This is a genomic window from Blautia hydrogenotrophica DSM 10507 (assembly GCF_034356035.1).
Classification (GTDB): domain Bacteria; phylum Bacillota; class Clostridia; order Lachnospirales; family Lachnospiraceae; genus Blautia_A; species Blautia_A hydrogenotrophica.
The window spans coordinates 1,062,851-1,089,646 of record NZ_CP136423.1; the positions used below are offsets into that span (position 1 = coordinate 1,062,851).

Below are 26,796 nucleotides of genomic sequence, written 5' to 3' on the forward strand. Positions count from 1 at the left end.
CAAGAAGGTAGTGCACCGCAAGGCGGTGTTGCGGCGGCGCGCAAAGTGGGACTGCGCCCCTCAAAGATTGAGGGGATGGGAAAATGAGAGTTTGAGACGTTAAAGCATAAAAAATTATTAACGAAAATATTTTTTAAATTTCGGTCAAAACTCACAAAGATAAAAGACAAATGCAGAAATGAATTGACATTATAAAATACATTGCATATAATCAAGACATAATATTTGAATTTTCTGAAATAAATAGGTTTCTTTTTAAATCTTATCGTAAAGATATGATTATTTTTTAAGTATACATTGTCTACAATAAACAATAGATAAAAATCAAAGAACAAAACTGAGAAGATTATAAAAAGAAAGGAGATCATGGATGGAACAAATCGTCAGAGACTTTTTGGAGATGGTGAAGATTGGTGCGGCTTCTGGTGATGAACGGAAAATAGCTGATTATATGAAGTCTCATTTGGAAGCGCTGGGTTGTGAGGTCTTTGAAGATGATGCCGGGGCAAAGGTAGGAGGCAACGCCGGGAATGTTTTTGCGTATTTTCCAGGAGAAATTGAGGGGTGTTTGCTACTATCAGCTCATATGGACCGGGTAAGCAATGGATACGAGATTAGACCGTCCATTGTGGATGGAGAGATTGTCTCAGATGGAACCACAATTTTGGCAGCGGATGACGTGTCGGGACTCGCAGTAATTCTGGATGCAGTTCGCAGAATAAAAGCAGGGGGTAAAAGGCATGTTACATTGGAGATTGTTCTTTCGATTTGTGAAGAAAACGGAATTTTGGGAGCAAGGCTGATGGATTTGTCACGTCTGAGATCACAGATGGGCTACATCATGGATACGACTGGGCCTCTGGGACAGTTAGATATAAAAAGGCCATATAAGGCAATGATTGATGTTGAGGTATTGGGAAAGAGAGCTCATGGTGGCAGTCCTGAGAAAGGCATCAATGCGATTGCTGCTACTTGCCAGATGCTGACAGGGATTCGAGAAGGAAGATTGGATTTTGAGAGCACCTCAAATATAGGAGTTATTCATGGCGGGCCTAAGGAACCAGGTACTGTCTGTGACAGAGTTTTAGTTCGATGTGAGGCCAGGAGTGTGCAGCAGGAGAAGCTGATGAACTACCTGAGATATTTCGAGAATTACTGTAGAGAGCACATCAAGGGCACCGGAGCAGAACTTAGGTTCCAGTATGAGATTCAGCATGGAAACGTCTGCTTTTGTGAAGATGATGAGGTCGTGAAGCTGGCAGCCGAAGAGTTAAAACAAATGGGGGTTGAACCGCAGTTATCTCTGACTATGGAAGGCTGTGATGGAAATATATTCTGTGCGCATGGAATTCCGTGTATCAGTGTGGGAATGGGGAATTCCAATGCTCATGCATTGAATGAAAAAGTCAATGTAGAACAGTTGATTCAGTCCGGAGAGCTGACGGAACGTTTGATTTTGTCATATAGTCAAAAGAGAGAATTGAGAGAAATGTAGGAGCATTATGGGGATGATTGGAGGGATGAAGCAATGTTAAGTGTAAAGAATATATCTATGCACTTTGGAGGTCTGGTAGCGTTAAACAATGTGAATATGACTGTCAAGGAAGGAGAGATTCGCGGACTGATTGGACCTAATGGTTCTGGAAAGACCACTCTGATCAACGTCATTACAGGGTTTTATGCGCCTACGAAGGGGACTGTAGAGATGGGAGAGAATGTGATATCTGGTCGGACGCCAAATCAGGTGGCAAAAGCAGGATTGTGTCGGACCTTTCAAAACATCAATCTTTTCTCTGAGATGACTGCTTTGGAAAATGTAGTCACGGCTGCCTGTATTCACCAAAAGATTAACCTGAGTTCAGCAATTTTCCAGACGAAGGCGTTGAAGCGGCAAGAAAGCCATGTGTATGACAGAGCAAGGGAATTGTTGAAATTCGTGGGACTGGATGGAAAAGAGAACACAATGGCGACGAATCTTCCCTATGGACAACAGAGGCTTTTGGAGATTGCGAGAGCATTGGCGACAGAGCCCAAACTACTTTTGTTGGATGAGCCTGTGGCTGGGATGAATGAACAGGAAAGTGCTGAGGCGGCTGAGCTGGTCCAGAAATTGAGAGAAAATGGAAAGACGATTTTATTAATCGAACACCATATGCGTTTTGTAATGTCGTTGTGTGATAGTCTGACCGTCTTAAATTCCGGTGCTGTAATCGCAGAAGGGGTGCCGGAGGAAATTCAGAATAATGAAGATGTCATCAATATTTATCTGGGAAAACGGGGTGGAAAATAATGTTCCTAAAAATTGAGAATCTTAGCTGTCATTACGGTGTTATTCAGGCTTTGCACAATGTGTCCATTGAAATAGAGAAAAAAGGAATCTATGCGATTATTGGAGCGAACGGAGCAGGGAAGTCTTCTTTAATCAGCAACAGCCAAATGAAACGAGGAGGAGACAAAATGTTAAGTAAAATTGTGAGCAACATCACCCCTTCAGCTACCTGTGAGCTGGAGGGAACCGTCGCTGATCTCAGGCACAAAGGCGTGGACATCATAGGGATGAACGCTGGGGAACCGGATTTTCAGACACCGGAAAATATCCAGCGTGCGTGCGAAGCTGCTATGGCAGAGGGAAAAACGAAATATGTCAATGTGCCGGGAATCATAGAAGTGAGAGAGGCGATTGCAAAGAAGCTTCGGAGAGATAATGGAGTACATTATGAGCCAGATCAGATCTGTGTATCAACCGGAGCGAAACAAGCTTTGAACAATGCAGTATTGGCGGTGACAAATCCAGGGGATGAGGTCATTATTCCGATACCAGGCTGGGTCAGCTACGTGGAAATTGTAAAGCTGGTGGGAGGGGTTCCAGTCTGTGTGGAATGCAGACCGGATTATCAGCTAGATTTGGAAAAAATCGAAAAGGCAATCACCCCAAGAACAGCAGCAATTTTAATCAACACGCCAAATAATCCGACAGGAGCCGTGTACTCGAGGAAAAGTCTTGAAAAGTTAGCTGAACTGGCAGCGGAGCATGATTTTTATATTATCTCTGATGAGGTGTACGAAAAACTGATTTATGGAGACACAAAACATGAGTGTGTGGCTTCATTTTCAGAGACAGCCTATGAGCACACGATTCTGATCAATGGAATGTCAAAGGCATACTGCATGACCGGGTGGAGAATCGGCTATACGGCGGCACCGAAGGAAATCGCACAGGGAATCAATGCTATCCAGGGACATACCACCTCGAACAGCACCACTTTTGTGCAGTGGGCGGCAGTGGAGGCTTTGGAGAACAATGATGAGACGATCAAAGCCATGGTAAAAGAGTTTTCGAAGAGAAAAGACTATGCCTATGGGCGTTTGGTAAGAATGGAAGGGATAAAATGCAACAATGTGGATGGAGCGTTTTATCTGCTGCCGGATATCAGCTACTATTTCGGCAAGAGATATGGAGAACAGCAGATCAGAGATTCTTTTGATTTCTGCAATTATATTCTCAATGAGGCTCATGTGGCGATTGTGCCGGGAGCGGCATTTTATGCACCAAATACTGTACGGATAGCCTATACGAATTCTATGGATAAAATTGTAGAAGGTATGAATCGGATAGAAACTGCGTTGAGAAAGTTAAAATAATTTTTTAATATATTTTGTCTACAATAGACAAAAAGAGAGGAGAAAAACTATGCCAATTACAACTGCATCACGAAACAGGGTGATGACGGGGGTCCATTTTATGCTGGGCAATTACGCCTTGGTAGAAGGAGCGATCAGCGCCGGCTGTGATTTTTTCGGCGGTTATCCCATCACCCCGGCGAACGAAATTTCGGAGAGAATGTCACAAAGGCTGCCGCAGGTAGGCGGAAAATTTGTTCAGGGAGAGGACGAACTGTGTTCGATCTACGCCTGTGCCGGAGCGTCCCTGGCAGGTGGAAAAGTCATGACGGCAACGGCGAGTGCAGGTTACAACTATATGCAGGAGGGACTGGGCTATTGTTACGCGATTGAGGCACCGGTGGTGGTAGCAGACGTACAGCGTTGTAGAGGTGAAAATTATGCCAGTCAAGCCGATGTCTATCAGATGAGATATGGGGCCAGCGGCGATTATGAGGCGATTGTCGTGTGTCCATCGTCAGTTCAGGAGCTTTACGATTATACGATCTGGGCATTTAATCTGGCGGAGGAATACCGCAATCCGGTAATTATTATGTCTGAGACGACGATCGCACTGATGAGAGAACGTCTGGATATACCGAAGGCAGAGGACATTTCTATTTTTAACAGGAAGTACACGACGAAGTCACCAGAAGAATATCTACCATTTGCGGCGCCGGAAAATGGATGTCCTGAGATGGCTCCTCTGGGAGAAGGATACCACACGATCTATTCACTGAACCCTCACGATGAGAGAGGTGATATCGAGTGGGACCCGGTTGTCTTTGATAAGTTATACAAAAGAGTCTGCGGAAAAATCACAGAGAATAAGGACAAAATCTGTAGGACAGAGAGCTATATGATGGAGGATGCCCAGTATGCGATTGTTACTTATGGAAGTGAGGTAAGACCTTCCATGGAGGCAGCACAGATGGCCAGAGAGTGCGGAATTAAGATGGGAGTCTTAAAGCTCTGCAACGTATGGCCTGTGCCGGAGAAAGCGATCCATGAAGTAGCCGGGAACGTATCTAAGATTTTTGCAGTGGAGATGAATATGGGAAAATACGTGCGTGAAATCGAACGCGCAGCGTCTGGAAAATGCCAGGTACTCCCCGTGACAAAGAACTTAGGTCTGGTACATACAGGGCTGGAGATTCTAGAAGAGATTAAAAAGGGGGTAAAGTAAAATGAGTGTACAGAAAGAAAATCCCAGAAGAAGGTTTTTAAGACCGGAGAAACTGCCTCATTTTTTCTGTTCAGGCTGTGGTTGCGGGCAGGTTTTAAATTACTATACCCAGGCACTAGAGGAGTTGAATATGGACCCTGAATATATGGTCCATATCGGTGGAGTTGGTTGTACGGCACGTATTCCGGTTTATTTAAAGACAGATATGTTTCACGGTGTCCATGGGAGGACTTTGGGCTGGGCGACTGGAGTTAAGATGATGCGGCCAGATGTTCCGGTGGTGATCTTTGCAGGTGATGGAGATGTGTCTTCCATAGGAGGGAATCATCTGATTCATGCGGCAAGAAGAAACCTAGACGTTACAGTGGTTATGGTGAATAATCTGAACTTTGCAATGACTGGAGGACAGGTAGCTCCCACGACCCCGGAAGACAGCAGGACAATGACCACTCCGTATGGAAGTGCGGAACCTAGATTTGATGTCTGCGAACTGGTAAAAGCAGCAGGTGCCACCCATGTGGAGCGCTGGACGACAGCTCAGCCTGCACAGTGCAAAAAGGCCATGGAGCGGGCGCTTACCCATAAAGGGTTTTCACTGATTGAGATTGTCTCTCAGTGCCCGACGCATTTTGGAAGGTATGCCTTGAAGACCGGCGACCCCAACGCTGTTCTGGAATGGATTAAGGGTTACACCTACACAGATGCGCAGGCAAAGAAGATGTCTCCAGAGGAACTGGAAGGTAAGCTCCGCTGCGGCCAGTATATCTGCGTGGAGAAACCTGTCTATGCGGGAACAACCAATATGATGTGAGGAGGAAAAGGCATGTTAGCATATCCACAGAAAATCAGCCTGTGCGGCTTTGGCGGTCAGGGAATCATTCTTTCTGCGGTCATTTTAGGGACGACAGCTGTGACAAAAGGAGATCTTTACGCAGTTCAGACGCAATCTTATGGTTCTGAGGCCAGAGGAGGACAATGCCAGGCAGAATTGATTATTGACAAGGAACCGATTAATTCTCCCATCGCGGAGACAAAAAATCTGCTCGTAGCGCTGTTTCAGACCGCTTACGAGAAATATATTGAGACCTTAGATGAGGAAGGGTATCTAGTCATTGACCCCCAACTGGTGACGAAGATTACCCGTCCCATTAGACATACCTTCGAACTTCCCGCCACCCAAATCGCGGTGGACTTAGGAAACCGAATGGCTGCCAATATGGTGGTCTTAGGTTTCCTAAGTGAAGCGTTAGGAATTATCAAAAGGGAAGATCTTTTGGAAGTGGTAAAAGAAAATGTGGCAGAGCGCTTTGTGGAATTGAATTTCAAAGCGGTGGATGCCGGGATCGCTTATGCCAAGGAACACAATTTGTATGCTGACAAGTAAAAGCTGAAAAAGGAGAGGACTATGGATTTATTTGAGTATGAAGGAAAGCAGCTGATGAGGCAGTTTGAGATTCCGGTTCCCGAAAGCTGTCTGATTACCGATTCAGAAGCGACGCCGCCGATGCCTTATCCTTTTGTGCTGAAAGCCCAAGTGATGACAGGGGGCAGAGGAAAAGCCGGGGGAGTAAAGGTTTGTGCAGATGAGAGGGAGTTTGAAATCCATAAGAAGAATATTCTGAATATGGAGATCAAAAACCATCGTGTACATGGCCTTTTGGCGGAGCAAATGGTGAAGGCGAAAAGAGAATTGTACCTTTCGATCACCCTGCAAGGGGTATCAAAACCAACTCTAATAGCCAGCAGGATGGGAGGAATGGACATTGAACAGATATCAAGAGAAACCCCGGATGAAATTGTAAAGATGGAGATTGACCCATTTACCGGACTGAAAGGATATCAAAAAAAGTATCTGGCGAAGAGGCTGGAGATTGAGGATAAGCAGGACTTTTATCAATTTATCGGAAAAGTGGAGCGTGCGTTTTTTGACACAGGGGCCAAACTGGTAGAAATCAATCCACTGGGCGTGGTGGATGGCAGACTGATGGCTATGGATTCCAAATTTTCTCTAGACGACCATGTTAAGAAAATGCAAGGGACTGTAGAGCAATTGGAGAAGGACCGGGAGAAACTCTATAGGTATCAGGCACCGGAAAAAGAAATGACGACAATTACTTATGTCCCATTAGACGGAGACATCGGATTGATTTCAGACGGAGCAGGTACCGGCATGCTGACCTTAGACCTGCTGAATGATGAAGGACTTCATGTGGCGTCGTTCTGTGAATTGGGAGGGATGACGACGGAAGAGGTCATGTACCGTGCGATGGATTTGACTTTGACTGGACATCCACAGATCAAAGGGGTGCTGATTGTCTTGATCGGAGGCTTTAACCGGATGGACAACATGGCTCTCGGAATTACAAAGTATGTCAAAGAGCATCAGGTAAAGATTCCTATCTATACCAGAATGTGCGGAACCATGGAAGAAGTAGGATTAAAAACTATGGAAGCTGCGGGAATGAGTACATACAACGTATTGACAGAGACTGTAAAAGATCTGGCTAAGACAGTGAAGGAGGGATGAGCCATGGCAATTTTAATAGGGAAAGAGACCAAGGTTTTGGTTCAGGCCATCACTGGAAAGTCCGGTTCTTTGCAGACGAAGGTGATGCTGGATGCGGGAACGAAGATTGTGGCAGGTGTGACTCCAGGAAAAGGCGGTCAGGAAGTCCATGGAGTTCCTGTCTACGACTATATCAGTGAGGCGAAAAAGGAACATGATTTTGATACAGTAATCAGCTTTGTGCCGCCGGCGGCAGCAAAGGACTCCTGTTTTGAGGCCATTGACGCAGGGATTCGTCTGTTGGTTCTGACCACTGAGGAAATTGCGCTTCAGGATGTGGTGGAGATTATCGCGTACGCGAAAGCACATGGGACGACTCTGGTAGGACCGGGGTGCGCAGGAGTGATCGCCCCGGGAACTTGCAAGGTGGGAGCTCATCCAGTTCGCTTCTTCTGTCCTGGCCAGGTGGGGGTTGTCTCAAAGAGTGGAGCCTTATCCTATGAGATCGGAAAGACGCTGACAGACAATGGAATCGGGCAGTCTGGTGTTGTGGCAATCGGTGGAGGGCCTATCTGGGGATTTACCCAAAGAGATGCCATTGAATTGTATGAAGAAGACCCGGATACGAAAGTGATTGTATTGTTGGGGGAGATCGGAGGAGGTTCCGAGGAGGAAGCAGCTGCATATATCAAAGCGCATGTGACAAAACCGGTGGTGTCCTTGATTGTCGGCAGAAATGCACCTCAAGGAAAGAGCCTTGGACATGCAGGTGCAATTGTCAGCGGCAATGTGGGAACGGCGAAAACGAAAATAGAAGCTTTGCAAGACGCGGGGGTACACGTGGTAAAAAATCCCGTGGAGATGGTAAAGGTGATTCGAGCATTGCTTTCATGATGCAAGAGCTGCTGTAAAAGGCGGCTCGCCAGAAAAGTAGAAAGGATGAAAATTATGGCAGTATATATCGATCAGGAATTGTGCAAAAGCTGCAAGATCTGCATCAATACCTGTCCTAAAAATGTGTATGCGATCACACATAAGGTGAATAAGAAAGGATATAACTACGTGGAGGCTGTGCGGGAAGCAGATTGTATTGCCTGTCATAAGTGTGAGATATCCTGTCCGGATTTTGTTATTCATATCGAAAAATAGGAAAGGAGCTCGACAAGATGAATAAGACCATCGGCATTGTCGGAGGAATGGGACCTTTGGCGACCTGTGATTTGTATCAGAAAATTATTCAGGTGACCCAGGCGGATAAAGACCAGGAACATGTCCGGGTCTGCATAGATGGGAATACACGGATTCCAGACCGGACAGCAGCAATCCTGCACAAAGGGAGGGACCCTCTTCCGCAGATGATAAAAAGCGCTGTACGTCTGGAAGGAATGGGGGCCGATGTCTTGATTATGCCCTGCAACACAGCTCACTATTTTTATAAGAAACTTTTGCCCTTTGTGGACATTCCTTTTTTAAATATGTTGGAAGAGACTGCGGACGCAGCAGTGAAAATGGGTATCACAAAGGCAGGGCTTCTGGCTACAGACGGTACGGTGAAATCAGGGGTGTACGAGAAAGCATTTCAAGAACGGGGAATTTCTTTGGAGCTGCCTGCGAAAGAGGAACAGGAATCGGTGATGGAACTGATCTATGATGGTGTCAAAGCAGGTAACTATAGCCTTGATACTAAAAAATTTGAGAGGGCAATGGATAAGCTTCTGCAAAGAGGGGCACAGGTCTTAGTTCTGGGATGTACGGAACTTCCAGTGGCGTTCCAGAGATGGAAGTTCACCCAGCCAGCACTGGACCCCACGCTGGTTTTGGCGTCCAGAGCGGTACAGTTTGTAGGGGTAAAGGTGAAAGAGCAGATGAGGTTTTAGAGAATGACATAGAGGTTATGGGAAAGACTGGGAGGGAAAGACGGAATGAGATAGCCCATTGAGAATAGGTATTTGGATTGGAGAAAACAATATGGAGAAAAAAGATAATGCGCTAAAGGCGTTGAGAATTACCAGAGTATTTCGCTGTATTGGACCGGCTATTATTATAGCAGCCAGTATTATTGGCCCCGGGACAGTGACGACAGCTTCCAGTACCGGGGCAGAGTATGGATATGCCTTGTTGTGGTGTTCTGTGATCAGTGCCATACTGGCCTACATCTTAAATGAACCTGGTTTGAGATGGACGTTGAAAACACGCACGACTATGCTAGAAGGAATACGAGGAATGAATCCCGTTCTGGCAAAGGTTACTTTTGTGGCACTGTTTGTTGGAGCATTGGCTTATCAGACGGGAAATTACTTAGGGGCAGCTATGGCGATTAATTTATTAATCCCAGCGCTATCCATACAAGGAGCTCTTGTGATATTGGCAGTCTTCTCAGTGATTATTGCTTTTGTAGGAAAATATAAGGTGTTAGAAAATGTGAACACTGGATTGGTTGCCTTGATGATGTTTGCATTTTTGATTACGATGGTTGCATCGAGACCAAGTATTTCCGGTATTGCCCAAGGATTAGTCCCACATATACCAGACGGTGGAAAATTATTAGTGTTGGGATTGATTGGGACAACAGTCTGTCCAGATATTCCTTTTGCAATGTCCAGTCTTGCAAAGAAAAAATGGGTTGGCGGGGTAAAAGATTTGAAAGCGGCTCATAATGATTTGAAATTTAATATGGTGGCGACGGGAGTTATCACCTGCGCCGTTACAATTTGTGCGGCGACCAATTTATTTCCAAGAGGAATTACTGTGTCGTCGGCGGCAGATATGGCGCAGGCGCTGACACCAGTTTTGGGAACCTATGCCTTTGTGTTATTTGCTTTGGGGCTTTGGGCGGCAGGATTTTCATCGGCAGTTTACATGACTTCCTGTATTCCTCCTATGATGCAGGAGGCATTTGGATTTGAAGATAATCCTAAAAGTCTTTCCAGCAGGATATGTATTTTAATTATTGCAGCTTTTCCAATTATCGTTACGTTCGCAATGGGAGGTACTGTGCCTACTGTTATTATCGTAGCAGCTCAGGTATTAAATACATTTATTTTACCTTTGAGCGTCGTCTTAATTGCTATCTTGGCGAACAGAAGAAAGATATTGGGGGAATGTGCGAGTTCTTTCCGACAGAATGTTGCCATGGCCGTCGTTGCAATTGTGGTAATTTTACTTACTTATACATCAATTCCTACGATTATTGGACTTTTTTGAAAATAAATCGTGTGTTGTTTTAACAGATAGAACTATTTTATGAGGTAGTCATTTTGATTGCTTCTGCTAATGATAAGGAGAGGATTATATGGACAAAAGGTTTACTTATCCGTCGTTTTCGGGAATTGCGACATTTCTTCGTTCTCCGTACATATTGCCGGAGGAAGCTTCGGCGGGAGAATACGTGGTAGTCGGGGCGCCGTATGATACCACGCTGGGTTCCAGACCAGGCGCTAGATACGCGCCGAATGCGATTCGGCAGGAGTCAGGCCACTTTTTGTATCATCTGACGGCCATTGATGGAGAAGTTATAGATGTTGTGACGAAGAAACGTATGAAATCAAATATGATTGGTGTAGTGAAAGATGCAGGCGATTTGAGGGTGTATCCTTCTAATGTTGCAAAGACTACGGAGAGCATAGCAGAAGGAATCTGCCAGATAGTATCAGCTATGGCTTTTCCTGTCACTTTAGGCGGAGATCATTACATTACTTATCCAGTAATGAAGGGATTTGAAAGAGGAATGCAGTCACGTCTTGGCCGTAAAGCGAAGATTGGATACATCCATGTAGATTCCCATTTGGATGCTTATAACGAGAATGATACCTGGGGAAAATATTACCATGGTTCACCGGCAAGGCGGATTAGTGAGTTGGAAAGTGTCGATGTAAAAAACATGGTATGGGTTGGGATCAATGGGACTACAGGACTAGAAGCCTACAACTATGTTATTGGCAATGGAGGCACGATTATTACCACAGAAGATATTAAACGGGAGGGTGTTCCAGCTGTGATACAAAGAGCAGCTGAAATTGCGGGGAAAGATTGCGACACCATTTATGTGACGATTGACATTGATGTTGTGGACCAAGCATACGCCTGTGGCACTGGATCTTTTATCTATGGCGGTATTACTGCATGTGAGTTGTTGCAGATTGCGTCAGAACTGTCTAAGTATAATGTTGGTGGAATTGATGTGGTAGAGGTAGCACCGAATTTAGATTTGACTCAGAATACGTCAAGATTGGCAGCAACTACGCTTATTAATTTTTTAAAGCCTAAGATTTTTGAATTCGTGTAAACGATTTTGTTAGATGTGAGTTTTATTAGGTAACTATTGTATACGTAAAAATTGAAATGGGCCCATGAAATTTTAAACATAGAGTGATACTCGAAATGATTAGAATACCCTGAGAGCATGACTGTTTTATGTTAGGCAGTAATTTAAGCATTTACAGGAAACGGGGATTTAAGTAGAGGAGGCAGATTATGTCTGAAGGAAAACTGACTTTGAAAGATTATATTAAAGCGATGGGACCAGGGGCAATTATGTCGGCTGCAATTATTGGTCCAGGAACAGTAACGACAGCTTCGCAGCAGGGCGCGCTGTATGGATTTACGTCCCTGTGGATTCTGCTTGTTGCCTGTGTGATTGCCTATTTTTTTCAGGAACCGGCAATGCGTATCTCTATTGGATGCAAAGAATCGGTAATGGTTGGAGTTCGTGAACATTTAAGTCCGGGCGTAGCTAAGTTTCTTTGGATAGTCATCTTTGTTGGAAGTATTGCTTTCCAAGCAGGTAACTTGAGCGGCGCATCTATGGCATTAGAGTATTTTGTGCCTGGTACGTCTAATCTCATGTGGGCAGTAGTTATGTCACTGTTGGCGTTTATTATAGTCATGCTTAATCGTTATAAAGTTATTGAGAATGTCAATCAAGTTTTAATATTGATGATGGTTTTTGCATTTGTATTGACTGCTTTTACATCAGGGCCAGATATTGGAGATTTAGTCACGGAAGGATTTTCTTTTAAAATTCCAGGAGGTAATGCAGTACTGGCAGTCTCTTTGTTGGCTACGACTGTGACTCCGAACTTAGTATTGGGGTATTCAGCATTTCTGCGTAAAAAATATGCGGATTCGCAGACACCAGCGAGAGATATTAAGCTGGCAAAGGCAGACTTGGGTTTGAACATGTTTGTAACATTTCTGATCACAGGTTCTATTATTGTCTGCTCGGCTACAGTCATTCATCCTACTGGAAAAGAGATAACTTCGGCAGCAGATATGGCTACTCAGTTAGTACCATTATTGGGACGATTTGCAGGAATTTTATTTTCTATTGGTCTGTGGGCAGCCGCGATTTCTTCAGTATTATATCATGTGTCTATTCATAATACTCTGTTTCCAACAGCCTTCCATGTGGACGAAGACCCGAAGGCGAAACATAATTTGGCTGTGGTAGCAGCAGTAGTGTTGATTCCAGTAATTTTGATCGCTTTTTTAGGACAGTCGCCAGTACAGTTGATTATTGCGGCACAAGCCTTAAATGGTATTGCACTTCCTATGGTGTGTGTGATTTGTTGGATTTTGTGTAATAAAAAGGACTTACTTGGTACATATGCTAATAATTTGAGACAAAATATTGTGATGGGATGTGTGACAGTTTTGACAACAATATTTGCATTGAATGCTCTAATTAGTGTTGGAAAAAGTATTCTTGCGATGTTCTAAAGGAGAAATTTAAAATTACATATAAGAACAGAGAGGTATTTAAAGATGAAGGAAAGATTGCTGGAGAGCGTAAAAAACAATGAAGGTCAAATGATTCAGTTGTTAGCGGATTTAGTGAAAATACCGAGTGTCAGCGGTAATGAAAAAGAGTTAGCAAAATTCATAGATCAATACTGTAAAAATTTAGGATTTGAGAGTGAAATTGACAGGCATGGAAACGTTTTAGCTCTGGTGAAAGGAAAAAGACCAGGGAAGAGAATTGCTTTTAATAGTCATTTGGACACGGTACCAGTGGGAGATGGCTGGAGCAGAGATCCCTTCTGTGCAGAAATTGAGGATGGAAAATTATATGGGAGGGGGAGCACAGACTGTAAAGCAGCCATTGCGGCGTCTATTATTGCCGCAAAGTCGATGATAGACGCAGGCATTGATTTTGCCGGAGAAATTGCCTTGATGTATCCGGTGGATGAGGAAGTGCAGGACATCAGCCGCAAGGGTACCCTGAAAATGCTTCAGGATGGATTTAAAGCAGATATGTGCATCAATGGGGAAGATACGGATTTGAAGGTTTGTCTGGTTTGTGAAGGAATGCTGGAAATAAAAATTACTACTTACGGTGTGGGAGCTCATGGAGCAACTCCATTTAAAGGAGTAAATGCAATTGGCAGCATGTGTAAAATATATCAAGAGCTGCAAAAGATCGTGCCAGGAGTAAACAAATATGCGGGCAGCGGTTCCATTAATCCAGGTGTTATCAGTGGCGGTGAGCGGTCTAGCGTTGTACCGGACCGCTGTGAGATGAAAGTTTCCAGATTTACAGTTCCGGGAGAGACCGGGGCACAGTTCTTGCAACAGGTAAATGAGATTATAGAGAAATTAAAAGCAGAGGATGAAACATTCCAAGCTACAGCAGAGCTTACCTATGATTCAAACCCATCTATCGTGGATGAGGAGGCAGAGATTGTCAAAGCAGTGATAAAAGCTCATGAAGCGACAGGAAGAAATTGTCCGTTATGTGGAACACCACAACATGATGATGCTGATTTTCTGACCAACTACAGTCATATTCCGACAGTAATATATGGACCGGGGACTGGCCTTCTGGCTCATATGCCGAATGAATATGTACTGCTGGATGAAGTAAAAGAAGCTTGTGAAATTTATGCGTTGACTTGTCTGGAAGTGCTGAAATAGAAAGGGCGAAAAGATATGTTAATTGGAGGATTTTATCACATAGATATGGAGCTGATAAAAAGCGAGCCTCAGAGTAAAATGTTCCCGTTACGCTGTGATCGGAATCAAAACTATGATCGTAAGGTATATACGAATAATGGGCGAACTGCGACAGTATATGCTTTACAAAACGGAATAAAGTTAGAGAAAGGTGCTATTATTTTAGTTCCAGACTATTTGTGTATCTCTGTGTTAAACTCCCTGGAAGTAACGGAAGCAGAATTTCGGTTTTATCATATCAATAGGGATTTAACGATTGATTTGGAAGATCTAAAAGAGAAATTGGATGAAAAAGTCAAAGTTTTGTATGTGATTCATTATTTTGGGATGCCTCAGCCGAGAAAAGTAGTTGAATTCATTCAAAAAACAAAGATGGAATTTGATTTATGGATTATAGAAGATCTCACTCAAACGTTATACACAATGGAAGATGGTAGAATTGGCTTTGGGGATTATCTAGTTGCCAGTACGAGAAAATGGTTGCCTGTCACGGATGGAGGTCTGCTGGCGGTTAGAAATGGCGTGCCGTTGGAAAAAAAGACATTGGAAGAGGGATATGATGAAGCAGTTTATCGACAGCTCTTAATTTCCCTGGCCAGAGATCAGGTGGAGAAGGACAAGGATGCAGATATTGCAGCTTATATAAAATTGGAAAAAGAGGCAAATGCAGCACGGTATTTGGACTTTACCCCGAGGAAGATGACAGAAGCGACGAGAAGAATTCTCTTTCAATATGATCACCTTAAGTCAATTCAAAAACGGCGGGAAAATTATCACGCTTTATATGAAGGCTTGAAAGGAATAGAGGAAGTTGAGCTGCCAGTTGCACAGATTGATCAAAAAGGGAACTATGTACCATTTGGATTTGTGGTTCTGGTTGAAAACAGAGATGAATTTTATTGGTATCTGGCAGAGAGAGGAATTATAGGTGAAATCCAATGGATTTTACCCACGGAGTACTATCGTCCTGGTGAGGCGGCACAGTATCTGTCCGATCACAATCTGATGTTGTCTTGCGACCAGAGGTATGGGAAGGAACAGATGCAGTATGTCATAGATACGATAAAAAATTATTTCAGGAGGTAACGTGTATGGGAAAAGAGATTTTGGAAGGCTGCAAAATATTACTGCACACATGTGGGGCGGTGAAGGAGAATGAGAAGGTACTGGTGGTAACAGATGAGACTAGCAGACAGATTGGAGAGGCGATGTATCAGTGTGCGGTTGAATATACGGATGCCACTTTAATATGTACAAAAGATCGTACTACCCATGGGGAAGCTCCGACAGATTGTGTGGCGGCGGCTATGGCCCAGGCAGATGTGATATTTTCAGCGACGACTTTCTCATTGTACAACACAGACGCGAGAATCAAAGCCTGTGAAAAAGGAGCCCGTTTTATAAACATGGCGGACTATAGTTTGGATATGCTGAAAAAAGGGTGCTTATTTACAGATTGGGAGGAAATCCGCAAACTTGTAGACCGCACAGCGAAGAAAATTGTAGGAAAAGAACTGAGGATTACAACGCCTGCCGGTACAGACTTCTGGACATCCATTGAAGGCCGGCATGCGGATGTTGGATACGGCACGTCGATTCATAAAGGGGAGGCGTCTTCCCCACCAGATGCTGAGTGTGCAGTCGGGCCAGTGGAAGATACTGCAAGAGGGGTTCTAGTGATTGATGGAAGCATCCCTCTGCCGGGACTTGGAATTATCAAAGAACCGATCCGAATTGAAGTTGAGGACGGGTATCTCCGAAAAATTGAGGGCGGAGAGGAAGCGGACATCTTGAGAAAATCTTTGGAAGCTTTTCAGGATCCCAGGGTATATCTAGCGGCGGAAGTCGGCTTCGGATTGAACCCTGCTGCATCCTTGAGCGGGAGAATGCTGGAAGACGAGGGTGTATTTGGAACTATGCACATTGGTATTGGGAATAATCTGTCCTACGGAGGAAACTGCAATACACCGATACACATTGACTTGATTATGAAGAAACCTACTTGCATTGTGGATAGCCACTATGTGTATAAGGATGGGGTTCTGTGTGAATGATTTCTAAGCAGGGCGTGAATCAGTGGATTTTGCAGATGGCTGAATGGAGGAAGAGGGAATTGTGGGAATGGCTCACGATTCCCTTTTGGAGGTTAGAAAAGTATGGAGTTTAAAACATTTTGTAAAAACAGTCATACTACCTATTGTGAATTTAAGCCAGAACACGAATTGTTTCACAAATTCTATGAGATTATCAATCAGCAGCAAGAGATGATACTATCAATTTCAGAAGTCTTTTTAGGAGACATAGGAAGGCTGATAAGCAATAATTTTTTGGAGCAGGATTGGATATTTGGAAAAAACCATGCAGATAGACTTACGAGAAATATGGTAAGAGACGTGAAGGCTTGTTTAGGCAACGTCACAGTGTCGGAATTGGCCGGCAGAATGGAGTACAGTCGGCATTATATTAATGAAGTATTTCGAAGAGATATAGGAATGTCGCTTAACAAATACATGCAGTTAATATAGAAAAGAAAGCTGATATGTCCCATTTTTACAATACGAAAATCTGAATGAGTAATAAGTATGTGGACTATAAACTGGGCACACAAAAAAACGGACGCGAAGAAATCAGAAATATCTAAAAGGAAAAAATATCTTATTGTAACAGCGGCCGCTTTTCTGATCGGTGGTTACGACGGTTTTTATGGGCCTGATACAGGTACGTTCCTGCTTCTTACTTATACCGGGCTGGCGAGGATGGATGTGAGAACTGCATCAGGAAAAGTGAGTTTGTTTTGTGATAGCAATGCCCCAGTCTTAACTGCTGGGGAGTTTTTATGTGATATATTTAAGATGTCAGAGAAAAGCTTTTGGCATGTTTTTTTTTATGTATTAGCGAAAGAGGACATATGGAAAATGGAAAAATCCAGAGTAGGAAACGGAGAAACTGTATGCTATAATAAAACTACCCTCGTTTGCTGAGGGGATTGATTGTGTTATAGGGAATACATTATCACAGTGAAACGTGAATGTTTTTCCTATAACACAAATACTCCGTAGGATCGCACTGCGGCGGAGACGAAAATGTTACTGACGCAACCCGCCGCAGGCGGAGAATCCTGCGGGGCAGGATTTTTTTTATAGTTAGGGGATTTCAAGATGAAGAAAGTGAAAATTACAGTATTGAAGACGACTTTGGACAAGGAGCTGGCAGCAGAGTATGGAGTGGAGGGATTAACTGCCTGTCCGATGATGAGAGAGGGTCAGGTATTTTTCGCGGACTACGCGAAACCAGAAGGTCTGTGTGACGAGGCATGGAAGGCGATCTATCAGTATGTGTTTGCCTTGGCACATGGCGCGGGAAACGAGTTGTTTTATTATGGAGACTGGATTCGCAAGCCGGGGGTTGCGATCTGTAGCTGCAACGATGGACTTCGCCCAGTGATCTTTAAGTTGGAGGCAACGCAAGAGGAAGCTCAGATAAACGATGAACCTGTTTCTACTAGATAACGTAGAAAAGGTGATAATTAAAATATAAAAGAAAGCAGAGGACTGAAAAATGAAAATAGCAGTGACTTATGACAATGGAAATGTATTTCAGCATTTTGGAAGAACGGAGTTTTTTAAAGTCTATGAGGTGGAAGACAGCAAAGTGGTATCCAGTGAAGTGATTGCCTCTAATGGCGTCGGACATGGTGCGTTGGCAGGGCTTTTGTCGGGGCAGTCTGTGGACGTGCTGATCTGTGGAGGCATCGGAGGAGGGGCCCAGGCTGCACTCCAGGAAGCAGGTGTTGAGCTATGCGCTGGAGCTTCAGGAGATACAGACAAGGCCGTGGAAGCTTATCTGAGGGGAGAGCTGGTGTCTACCGGGGCAAACTGTGACCATCACCATGAAGAAGGTCATAGCTGCGGCCACCATGGAGAGGGGCATTCCTGTTCAGATAGCTGCGGAGGCGGCTGTGGCTCTGGAACTGCTCTGACTGGACGCAACGTAGGAAAAACGTGCCGTACCCACTATAGAGGGACATTCAATGACGGGACGCAGTTTGATTCCTCCTATGACAGGGGAGAGCCACTGGAGTTCGTCTGCGGCGCAGGCCAGATGATTAGAGGCTTTGACGCGGCCGTAGCGGATATGGAAGTGGGACAGACTGTGAACGTGCATTTAATGCCGGAGGAGGCTTATGGGATGCCAGACCCCAATGCCGTCTTTACCGTTGAGATTGCGAATCTTCCGGGAGCGGAGAAGCTAGAAGTTGGTCAGCAGGCCTATCTGTCCAATCAAAATGGCCAGCCCTTCCCCGTCAAGGTGACAGCAAAAGATGCGTCGACGATCACCTTTGACGCTAACCATGAGATGGCGGGCAAAGAATTGAATTTTCAGATTGAATTGGTTGAGGTGAAATAAGGAGCTGATGGTATTGCAGTCCCCTGAACAGGAATGGAGGGGGCGTATTAGGCAAAGTTCGGAGGAAGGCAGAGAATGGCACTGTACGCGTTAGGAGATCTTCATCTGGGGTTTCAAGTGAGGAAGCCGATGGAGGTTTTTGGAAAAGTATGGAAACACCATGAACGTAAAATAGAAAAATACGTAAGCCAGATCGTGTCTCCGGAGGACACTCTTGTGCTGACCGGGGACCATTCATGGGGCAGAAAGCTGGAAGAATGCAGGGAAGATTTGGATTTCATTGAGAGACTGCCCGGGCGAAAAATTCTGCTGCGTGGCAATCATGATATGTTCTGGGATGCCAAGAAGACGAAGAGTCTGAACGAAAAGTTCGACGGGCGGCTGTTTTTTCTTCAGAATAATTTTGTAGCCTATCAAGATTATGCACTGGTGGGAACGAAAGGCTTTACATTTGAGGGGCCGTTTTATTTGGATGGCCGGGGAAATATAACCGGCTGGGATCTCAGGCAGGAAGAGCAGGCGAAAAAACTCGTTTCCAGGGAGATGATGCGTCTTCGGGAATCTTTTTGGCAAGCCAAAGAAGCAGGATACCGGAAGTTCGTCATGTTTTTGCACTACCCTCCCACCAATATATTGGAAGAAACCTCACCTTTTACAGAGATCGCGAGGGAATATGGTGCCTCTGCCGTTGTGTATTCCCATTGTCATGGGGAGCAGCGGTTTGCCGACAGTATCCGCGGGGAATTTCAGGGAGTCCGCTATATACTGGTATCGGGGGATTTTCTGAATTTTCACCCGGCGCTTATTTTACCGTGAAAAAGAGCTCCTCAGACTGGCAGCAGTACGGTGACGATGAATTCTTGATCGGTGTAACTGATCTTGACGGTACCCTTGCAGCGCCGAACCATGTCCTGAACGTTTTGAAGTCCGTAACCGTGGGAAACTGCATCTGGTTTGCCGGTAAGGAATTTGCCGTTTTTTTGGACAATCTCATTGCATTTGGAGTTTCGAATTTCACAGCTGAGAAATCCGTTTACACAGCGGGCTTTTAGCTGGATACGGCGCTGGGAGGAGTATGGAATCTGTTCACAGGCTTCGATGGAATTATCCAGTGTGTTGGCAAATAAGGAACACAAAACCACAGGGTCTAAGCCACCGAGTTGTTCGATGTCTGTCTGAATCTGACAGTTAATTTGTCTTTGGCAGGCCAGAAGGTATTTGGCATTCAGGACTGCGTTTAATGTGGGATTTTTACAGAAAAGGCGAAGATTGGCGGAGAATTCTCCAGACAGGCTCTTTAGATATTCTCTGGCGTCTTCGTCTTTTTGTTCTTTCAGTAGGAGGCTTAGGACATTCAGATGGTTTTTCATGTCGTGGCGCAGCTTGCGAATTTGTTCCTGGTTGTTTTCTAGTTCTTCATAGTAGACCTGTTGATATTTGAGTGCCTGGATTTCCATCTGTGCTCTCAGATTTTTTGAGAGCAGCGCGCCGAGTCGGCAGATGCCTAGGCTGGTGATGATGCAGGCTATACAGGCAGGATAGGTCTGGTAGGAGGTAAACATATCTCCGTGGTAGATTGTTGTGAGAATGCCTGTAAAAGAGGACAGGCATACAATATCCAGAATCACCCACATCCGGCGGGTGAAATTCTGAGGGATTTGCCGAAGCCATTCGGCGGTAAAGCGATACAGGAGATACCAAAAAGGAATCCGCAGCGCGACCATCGACATCGAGAGCAGATTCTCGGACAGAGGAGTCATGTTTTCCTGAAACAGGTGCAGCCAGATTGTGAAGCCCAAATCTTCCGTGAGATAGTTGATAGATACCATGATTGGATAAAAGATCAGGACGGCGGAAAATCTGACAGCTAAATCACCGGTACAGCAGGCTAGGATCATAAGCAGAAAGCCAGCCAGGCAGATCAAACATCCAGTGAGCTCCCTAGGATAAATGATCGCGTTGGCGATTCCGATCAAAATAAACAGAGCCAAAAATCTGGCCCAGCGGGAAGGGCGAAATTCCAGCAGCTGGCTCAGCAAAAGATAAAGGCAATAGGAGTAGAGTACCATAATCAGAAAGCCAGCGGCAGTAAAGAAAAGCATTGGTATTTTCCTCCTTAATTTAAGAGATATCTGGCGTAGGCGACGGATAACTCCTGTCTACAGGAACGGCTGACAGGGAGAACGTCCTGACCGAGAATTGCGTAAGTTTTCTCGATCGCCTTCAGATAGCGTAGATTGATGAGGTAACGGTTGTGGATGCGAACAAAACAGTTCGGCAGATGGGTTTCGACCTCGTTTAGTTTTCCGTAGAAAGTCACGGTATCTGTGTTGGTGACTACGTGGACAGAATGTTTTTCACTGAACAGGTAACGGATTGTACGAAAGGGAAGGCGGATGCCTCCGGTGCGCTGCTCCACGTAGAGCCCTGTATCGTCAGAGAGTTCCAATTCCTTTAGGGCGGAGTGCAGAACTTCCAGAATTTTCTCTTTTTTATAAGGTTTTAAAATATAGTTTAAGGCTTTTACCTCGTAGCCTTGAAATACAAAATCCGTGTATGAGGTGACGAATATGATGACGGCGGAGGGATTTTGTGCCCGTATCAGGCGGGCAGCATCCATTCCGTTTAATTTATCCATTTCAATATCCAGAAAAAAGATCTGTCGGTCTTTAGACGCGCAGAGATCTTTTATCATGTCTTCCGCACAGCAGAATTCCTTTGACTTGTAGGAGATTCCAGATAAATCCAGCTCAGTCTCCAGTGTTTTTCTGAGATCTTTTCGAAAGACGGTTTCATCGTCACAAATAATCAGTTCCAACATGTCTTTATGGGCCTTTCTTAAATTACTGAGAAACTATTCAGCCATGCGACTGATAAGAGCAAAAATCCGGAGCAAGCTTACTTGCAGAGGAGTTTTGCTCTTATCAGGTATATGACGCTTAGCCATAAGCGAGGATTTAGCCGCATATGCGGCAATATAAGCTGTGTAGCAGCTAATCCGAGCTGTTATGGCTGAATAGTTACATTTTAACACATTCCCCCGTAATTGTAATTATTTATTTTGTTATAGGAAAGACCTTGTCACGCTGAATCGTAAAAGGTCTTTCCTATAACATAAACGCTCCGTTAAGGATGCGCAGGCCGCAATAAGGAATTTCACAGTAAAGCGTTGTTGCGGCGGCGCACCAAGTGGGAGCATCCAAACTTGCAAAAAACTCTACAAAACTTGCATACCGGTGAGATTGGAAGAACGGAAAACTTTTTATAAAATAAACTTAATTGAAAGGCAGGACAGCAAGTTTACGGATTGTAGCCGCGTATCTGTTTGTCCGCCTAGGGTAAGAAGGGAGAAAAAAAGATGCTGAGAGTGAATCATCTATATAAAAGCTATCAGACTGGAACTGTCACTTACGAAGTGCTGAAGGATGTGAGTTTTGAGGTGAAAAGAGGGGAGTTCGTGGCAGTGATGGGGCCGTCAGGGAGCGGCAAGACCACTCTTTTAAATTGTATTTCTTGTTTTATTCCCCATGACAAAGGGGAGATTTTGTTGGACGGCAAGGATTTGTCTAAATTAAAGGAGCGACAAATTGCGAAGGTGAGAAACGAGAAACTGGGATTTGTGTTTCAGGATTTCATGCTTTTGGACGGGCTGACCGTTTTTGAGAACGTGTGTATTCCCAAAGTGATTCGTGAGGAACCCTACAGAAAGATGGAGGAAAAAGCCAAAGAGCTTTTAGCCATGTTTGGAATTGAACAGATCAAAGATAAATATCCTGCTGAAATCTCAGGCGGACAGAAACAGCGGACGGCGGTGGCGAGGGCGCTGATGAATGAGCCGCTTTTGATTCTGGCGGATGAACCCACCGGAAATCTGGACAGCCGTTCTAGTGAGGCGGTGATCAAAGCATTTTTGGAGGCAAAGAGAAAACTTGGGGCGACCACGTTTATGGTGACCCATGACAGCTTTTCCGCTAGCTATTGTGACCGGGTGATTGTGATGAAGGATGGGAAGGTCTTTCAGGAGCTGGTGAATTCAGGGGAGCCGAGAGTGTTTATGGAAGAGCTGCTGGAAGTTTTAGGCAGAATGAATGGTGGTGATCAGGCATGACTTTGACAAAGGTATGGAAGAAATTACGTGAAAGAAACTGGGAACAGTACCGTCAGTTTTATTTCTGTGTCGGCTTCGCTGTGATGCTGGTAAGCTCCTATCTGCTAATGCTGAACAGCCCTCTGGTGCAGAAGACTCTCCCAGACGGAGGAGACTCTAGAAAACAGGTCTATATGATGCTGTGTCTAGCCATGGTTGGCTGTATGATTTTCGTGGTCTATGCCGCGAACCTGTTTCTGCGCTATAAGAGCAGGGAAATTGGCGTTTTCCTGGCATTGGGCACAGACAAGGGAAAGCTATCTAAAGCTTTGTTTGCTGAACTGGGAAAATGTACCTTGGTTGTCTCTGTGGTGGGACTGGCAGCAGGAGGAGTGGTTTCCTTTCTCGTCGGAAAGCTGTTTGAGGCGATTGCAAAAGGTGCGGCGGTCAGTTTCTTTGTGTTTACCGGCACGGGATGGCTGTACGGGATTTTGTACACGGCGGTGCTTTTTGGAGTCATCATGATTTTGACTGCGCGTTTTCTAAAGCGGAGTAATATCATGGATATCCTGAACGAACACAGAAAACAGGAACCCTTGAAAAGACAAGTCTCCTTTAGCTATTTGCTGACAGGAATCGTGCTTACGGTTCTGGGAGTGGTCATTGGCTTTGTCGTGCCGAATGTGATTGCGTCTGTGTTTCATCACTGGCTGGGCGGGTGGACGAACTTTTTTTACATTCTGACTTTGTGGGGGCTGTACCGGATTATGGTTTACTCAGTCTCCTGTCATAAGAAAGGTAGAAATCCTCAGAAATACTATAAGCATCTGGTCAGCTACGGTCTTTTAAAATTTCAGGGCGCTTCCATTGTTCGCAATATGCTGGTGATTACACTTTTGCTGCTGGGGGGAATGTTTGCGGTTTTTTATACACCCTCCCAGATGAATTCTATGAATGCGAGCTTGGATGCCTATGAGGCTATGTATTCCTACTGTTACACGGAAGACGCGGAGGAACTTTCCAAAAACGAGGTCTTTGCGCTGGCGGCAGATTATGGTGTCCAGATTTCAAATTACCGTGAGGCGGAATTTTTACAGGTGTTGGGAAGCGGCGTAGATCGGGACCATATGGATGAGAGCGGAAATCTACTGGAACAGTATGAGAAAAAACATGCGGTGTATGAATGTATAAGTGCCAGCCAGTATGAACAGATGACGGGACAGAAGGCTTCGGTGGAAGACGGAACCTATTACATGATACAGTCAGAGGATGCCTACGAAAATGTTTTTAACCGATTCGACGATATGGACCAGATCTATTTGGAACGAGAGGATAGCTATCTGCCTATGGAGTACCAGGGAAATGTTATTTATCAGTCTTTGTTAAATGGGGATTGGGGCTTTGATATTAATGCCAGATTTGTGGTCAGTGATGGAGATTATAAAAAAATCGCAGCTCATACAATGACTTACCCTAGGGTAAAGCAGGTACTGTTTGACAGTGACAAGCCTGAGAAGGCGGTGGAATTCAACAACGAATTGTATAAAATTTTTGCCCAGAGAATGTCAGATTCCATGAAGGTAGGAAGCAACTACGATGCATATAAGGCAAAGACCAGTGAACCGGACAGCATGTATGCCATGGAGGCAATCTATGATGCGGATAATCCTGTCAAGGAGAGTGATTGGCAGTATGAGCCGACTTTGTTAGTGCTGAAGGAGAAAAACGGTCTGATGACTTATGCGGTTTATCTGCTGATTTTTCTCTATGTGTCTGTGATCTGCCTGGCCGCAGTGGTGGTGGTAGCTTATGCTAGAAGCCAGAGTGTGGGGCTTTCCAGCAGACAGGTGTTTGAAGATTTGGAAAAACTGGGAGCTGACCATGGATATCTGAGAAGAATTCTGCGAAGCCAGATTCAGAAGGTATACTTTTTGCCGACTCTGGTGGGTGGCCTGGGGATTTTAGCCTTTGAGATTTTAATGTGTCAGATCAATGATGGCAGGCTCACGAAGCAGGAGCTTAAGATGCTTCCAGTCCTGGCAGTGATTACTTTGATTATGATGGCGTTTCAGTATCTGATGTATCGGGCTTCTCTGCACAAGGTCCAAAAGGAGCTGAGTCTTCTTTAGAGGGACGGCTTGTATGGGAGAAAAAATCAGAGGAAAAGAGGAATATTTCATTTTACCAGAAAATGTTTTAGGTATTTTGCTTTCCTTTGGAAAGTTCAGAGACGAGGGGGAGTTTGATCTTGTGGGGCTTTTGCCATGTGGATATCTGGAATATATCACGAAGGTTGTGAATGCTAACCGTCATCTGAGAGCTTTTGCCTATCCTGATATGGGAGAGGGGGAGCTCTCGAAATGGAAAATATGCAGGATTCTGGAGAGACAGTTAAGAGAATTGAGCTGTGAGGATGGGAGATGCTTTGATGTTGTAAAGATAAGAAAATTTGGCGCCGGACGTTTCCGTCTGTATGTAAAATACGGTCCAGCAGTCCACCGCGAGTAAGGATTGAGCGCTATATTCTTTCCTTGTGCCGGTGTCAGTCAAGTGTTATGATTGGGGAGAAGAGTCAGGACTTAGGAGGCAGAGGATGGAAAGAGGATTTGAGAGGGCATGAGGAGAAGAATTTGTGTGATACTGGCGGTGGCGATTCTGGCTGTTGGGGCGGGAACAGGATACCATCAGTATCAGATAAGAGAAGAAGCACGAATACAAAAAGAAGAAGCGAGGAAGCGGGAGGAAGAGTTACAACATCAGAGAAAGCAAAGGACAAAGGAGGCGCAGGCGGTCTTGGACCGGCTGCGTCAAGCCAGTTCAGACGAACGGCTGTGCGAGGATATGCAGAGCGTATGGACGGCGGCGAATCTGGCAATTTTAGAGATTCAAGAGTTTCAGGAGAAATACCGGGAAGACGAAGAAGAGCTTATAGCCGACGCGAATGGGATTCTAAAAGAGGCGAAGGAGAGGGCAGATTCTCTGCTTAGGATGCGTAACATAGAAGAGAAAATCCAGGTTCTCTATGATAGAAAGAATGGTACAGTAGCTATGGATACGGGAAAGAACAGTCAGATTTTTCGGAAAGTGCAGCAGGAGCTTTGGAAGATACCCAAGGATTATCCCAAAAAGAGGGCAGAGTATGACCAGGTGATTGAACGGATTTCCAAGGAGTGGAATTATGTCAATGATGACTGGAATTATGAGACTGGTACTTTGAAAATATCGGTGGAACCGGTGGAGACAGACTATACGCATTACTGGATATGCCATGTACAGACCTTCAGCACAGACCAGCTCTGTTCTGCTCTGTGTGGCGGAACCTATGGAAATCCCAGGAGAACAGTTTCTCAGGAGTTGGCAGACCACAATGGAGTACTGGGAATCAATGGAAGCGGTTTTTCTTACAGCAGTGGGATTCCGGCACCTGGGAAAAGTATGATTAAAGACCGAACGGTCTATGAGGATGTCTACTCCAATGGAAATATTATGTGTGTGACCGGAGAAGGAGGAATGTTCACGGCTCCCGCCGGGATGACAGTTCAGGAGATGTTACAAAGAGACGTGAAGGATACCTATTGCTTTGGTCCTACCTTAGTGGAAAATGGGGAAGCTTTTGAGATCTCTGAACAGTTTCAGCAGACCTACCGGTATCAGAGGACTGCTGTTGGGATGATCAGCCCGGGAGATTATTATCTCGTGATTGTGGACGGAAAAGGAGTGGGCGGCTCCCAGGGAATGACTTATGAAGAGTTACAGCAGGTTTTTTTGGATCTGGACTGTGAATACGCCTATAACCTGGACGGTGGTGGTTCCACGACCTTGGTCTTCAAGGGAAGAGTCATCAATTCCCTTACAGATGGGAAAGAGAGACCCTGCGGGGATATTCTGTATTTTATTGATGTGGGAGATGGGGCGGAAGGAGACGAGATTGTGATTCATGAGGATGAGGCGATGATACGGCCTCCCAAAAGAAATTCGTGAGAAGCGCATCTGACCTTA

General features: G+C 44.9%; 26 protein-coding genes. 24 read left to right on the forward strand and 2 right to left on the reverse strand.

Annotated elements, in window-relative coordinates; genetic code table 11:
- Nucleotides 1–370 precede the first annotated feature (370 nt).
- The 20 genes from BLHYD_RS05055 (at nt 371) to BLHYD_RS05155 (ending at nt 19,526) form a co-directional block, all read left to right on the forward strand.
- On the forward strand, nt 371–1,495 hold the full coding sequence (locus BLHYD_RS05055; protein WP_005949550.1) for a M20/M25/M40 family metallo-hydrolase: 1,125 nt from the start codon (nt 371–373) through the stop codon (nt 1,493–1,495).
- A gap of 33 nt (nt 1,496–1,528) precedes the next feature.
- The gene (locus BLHYD_RS05060) at nt 1,529–2,290 is read left to right on the forward strand and encodes an ABC transporter ATP-binding protein (RefSeq protein ID WP_005949551.1); all 762 of its coding nucleotides are present in this window, start codon (nt 1,529–1,531) and stop codon (nt 2,288–2,290) included.
- Nucleotides 2,290–3,642: a pyridoxal phosphate-dependent aminotransferase gene (locus tag BLHYD_RS05065; RefSeq protein WP_005949553.1), complete on the forward strand. Its 1,353-nt coding sequence runs from the start codon at nt 2,290–2,292 to the stop codon at nt 3,640–3,642. Before BLHYD_RS05060 ends, BLHYD_RS05065 begins: the two co-directional genes overlap by 1 nt.
- A 49-nt stretch (nt 3,643–3,691) precedes the next feature.
- Entirely contained in the window at nt 3,692–4,846 is a 1,155-nt protein-coding gene (locus BLHYD_RS05070; protein WP_021844803.1) for a 2-oxoacid:acceptor oxidoreductase subunit alpha, read from the forward strand.
- 1 nt (nt 4,847) lies between these two features.
- Nucleotides 4,848–5,657, forward strand: a complete 810-nt coding sequence (locus BLHYD_RS05075) for a thiamine pyrophosphate-dependent enzyme (RefSeq protein ID WP_005949557.1) — start codon at nt 4,848–4,850, stop codon at nt 5,655–5,657.
- Nucleotides 5,658–5,669: 12 nt separating this feature from the next.
- A complete protein-coding gene (locus BLHYD_RS05080) occupies nt 5,670–6,230 on the forward strand; it encodes a 2-oxoacid:acceptor oxidoreductase family protein (protein ID WP_005949559.1) in 561 nt (186 codons plus the stop codon).
- A 21-nt stretch (nt 6,231–6,251) separates the two neighbouring features.
- Nucleotides 6,252–7,373: an ATP-grasp domain-containing protein gene (locus BLHYD_RS05085; RefSeq protein WP_005949561.1), complete on the forward strand. Its 1,122-nt coding sequence runs from the start codon at nt 6,252–6,254 to the stop codon at nt 7,371–7,373.
- Between the two features lie 3 nt (nt 7,374–7,376).
- Nucleotides 7,377–8,246 (forward strand): succinate--CoA ligase subunit alpha, encoded by an 870-nt coding sequence (gene sucD / locus BLHYD_RS05090; protein WP_005949563.1) that lies wholly within the window; start codon nt 7,377–7,379, stop codon nt 8,244–8,246.
- Nucleotides 8,247–8,300: 54 nt separating this feature from the next.
- Nucleotides 8,301–8,501, forward strand: coding sequence for a 4Fe-4S binding protein (locus tag BLHYD_RS05095; protein WP_021844805.1), 201 nt, complete (start codon nt 8,301–8,303; stop codon nt 8,499–8,501).
- Nucleotides 8,502–8,518: 17 nt separating this feature from the next.
- Nucleotides 8,519–9,229 (forward strand): cysteate racemase, encoded by a 711-nt coding sequence (gene cuyB, locus BLHYD_RS05100; RefSeq protein WP_005949567.1) that lies wholly within the window; start codon nt 8,519–8,521, stop codon nt 9,227–9,229.
- A gap of 91 nt (nt 9,230–9,320) precedes the next feature.
- Nucleotides 9,321–10,556 (forward strand): Nramp family divalent metal transporter, encoded by a 1,236-nt coding sequence (locus BLHYD_RS05105; RefSeq protein WP_005949569.1) that lies wholly within the window; start codon nt 9,321–9,323, stop codon nt 10,554–10,556.
- Between the two features lie 88 nt (nt 10,557–10,644).
- Nucleotides 10,645–11,637, forward strand: coding sequence for an agmatinase family protein (locus tag BLHYD_RS05110; RefSeq protein ID WP_005949571.1), 993 nt, complete (start codon nt 10,645–10,647; stop codon nt 11,635–11,637).
- A gap of 188 nt (nt 11,638–11,825) precedes the next feature.
- The gene (locus BLHYD_RS05115) at nt 11,826–13,070 is read left to right on the forward strand and encodes an Nramp family divalent metal transporter (RefSeq protein WP_005949573.1); all 1,245 of its coding nucleotides are present in this window, start codon (nt 11,826–11,828) and stop codon (nt 13,068–13,070) included.
- Nucleotides 13,071–13,115: 45 nt separating this feature from the next.
- Nucleotides 13,116–14,264: a M20 family metallopeptidase gene (locus BLHYD_RS05120; RefSeq protein ID WP_005949575.1), complete on the forward strand. Its 1,149-nt coding sequence runs from the start codon at nt 13,116–13,118 to the stop codon at nt 14,262–14,264.
- A 15-nt stretch (nt 14,265–14,279) separates the two neighbouring features.
- Entirely contained in the window at nt 14,280–15,389 is a 1,110-nt protein-coding gene (locus tag BLHYD_RS05125) for an aminotransferase class I/II-fold pyridoxal phosphate-dependent enzyme (protein ID WP_005949577.1), read from the forward strand.
- Nucleotides 15,390–15,394: 5 nt separating this feature from the next.
- Complete coding sequence (locus BLHYD_RS05130) at nt 15,395–16,357, forward strand: aminopeptidase (protein WP_005949579.1); 963 nt, start codon at nt 15,395–15,397, stop codon at nt 16,355–16,357.
- A gap of 102 nt (nt 16,358–16,459) precedes the next feature.
- Entirely contained in the window at nt 16,460–16,828 is a 369-nt protein-coding gene (locus BLHYD_RS05135; protein ID WP_005949581.1) for a hypothetical protein, read from the forward strand.
- Between the two features lie 633 nt (nt 16,829–17,461).
- The gene (locus BLHYD_RS05145) at nt 17,462–17,812 is read left to right on the forward strand and encodes a TIGR04076 family protein (protein WP_005949585.1); all 351 of its coding nucleotides are present in this window, start codon (nt 17,462–17,464) and stop codon (nt 17,810–17,812) included.
- 49 nt (nt 17,813–17,861) lie between these two features.
- Nucleotides 17,862–18,710 (forward strand): FKBP-type peptidyl-prolyl cis-trans isomerase, encoded by an 849-nt coding sequence (locus BLHYD_RS05150; protein WP_005949588.1) that lies wholly within the window; start codon nt 17,862–17,864, stop codon nt 18,708–18,710.
- A 75-nt stretch (nt 18,711–18,785) separates the two neighbouring features.
- Complete coding sequence (locus BLHYD_RS05155) at nt 18,786–19,526, forward strand: metallophosphoesterase (RefSeq protein ID WP_005949590.1); 741 nt, start codon at nt 18,786–18,788, stop codon at nt 19,524–19,526.
- An 11-nt stretch (nt 19,527–19,537) separates the two neighbouring features.
- Here the strand turns inward: BLHYD_RS05155 and BLHYD_RS05160 are convergent, their stop codons facing one another.
- Together BLHYD_RS05160 and BLHYD_RS05165 are read right to left on the reverse strand one after the other, a co-directional pair.
- Nucleotides 19,538–20,812 carry a sensor histidine kinase gene (locus BLHYD_RS05160; RefSeq protein ID WP_005949592.1) on the reverse strand — a complete coding sequence of 425 codons (1,275 nt, stop codon included), beginning with the start codon at nt 20,810–20,812 and terminating at the stop codon, nt 19,538–19,540.
- 14 nt (nt 20,813–20,826) lie between these two features.
- Entirely contained in the window at nt 20,827–21,531 is a 705-nt protein-coding gene (locus tag BLHYD_RS05165) for a LytR/AlgR family response regulator transcription factor (protein ID WP_021845285.1), read from the reverse strand.
- A gap of 537 nt (nt 21,532–22,068) precedes the next feature.
- Between BLHYD_RS05165 and BLHYD_RS05170 the strand changes: the two genes are divergently transcribed.
- The 4 genes from BLHYD_RS05170 (at nt 22,069) to BLHYD_RS05185 (ending at nt 26,778) form a co-directional block, all read left to right on the forward strand.
- Entirely contained in the window at nt 22,069–22,818 is a 750-nt protein-coding gene (locus BLHYD_RS05170) for an ABC transporter ATP-binding protein (protein ID WP_021845410.1), read from the forward strand.
- On the forward strand, nt 22,815–24,926 hold the full coding sequence (locus BLHYD_RS05175; RefSeq protein ID WP_005949651.1) for an ABC transporter permease: 2,112 nt from the start codon (nt 22,815–22,817) through the stop codon (nt 24,924–24,926). The genes BLHYD_RS05170 and BLHYD_RS05175 overlap by 4 nt, the downstream gene beginning before the upstream one ends.
- Nucleotides 24,927–24,939: 13 nt before the next feature.
- On the forward strand, nt 24,940–25,305 hold the full coding sequence (locus BLHYD_RS05180) for a hypothetical protein (protein ID WP_005949652.1): 366 nt from the start codon (nt 24,940–24,942) through the stop codon (nt 25,303–25,305).
- A 108-nt stretch (nt 25,306–25,413) separates the two neighbouring features.
- The gene (locus BLHYD_RS05185) at nt 25,414–26,778 is read left to right on the forward strand and encodes a phosphodiester glycosidase family protein (protein ID WP_005949653.1); all 1,365 of its coding nucleotides are present in this window, start codon (nt 25,414–25,416) and stop codon (nt 26,776–26,778) included.
- Nucleotides 26,779–26,796 lie beyond the last annotated feature (18 nt).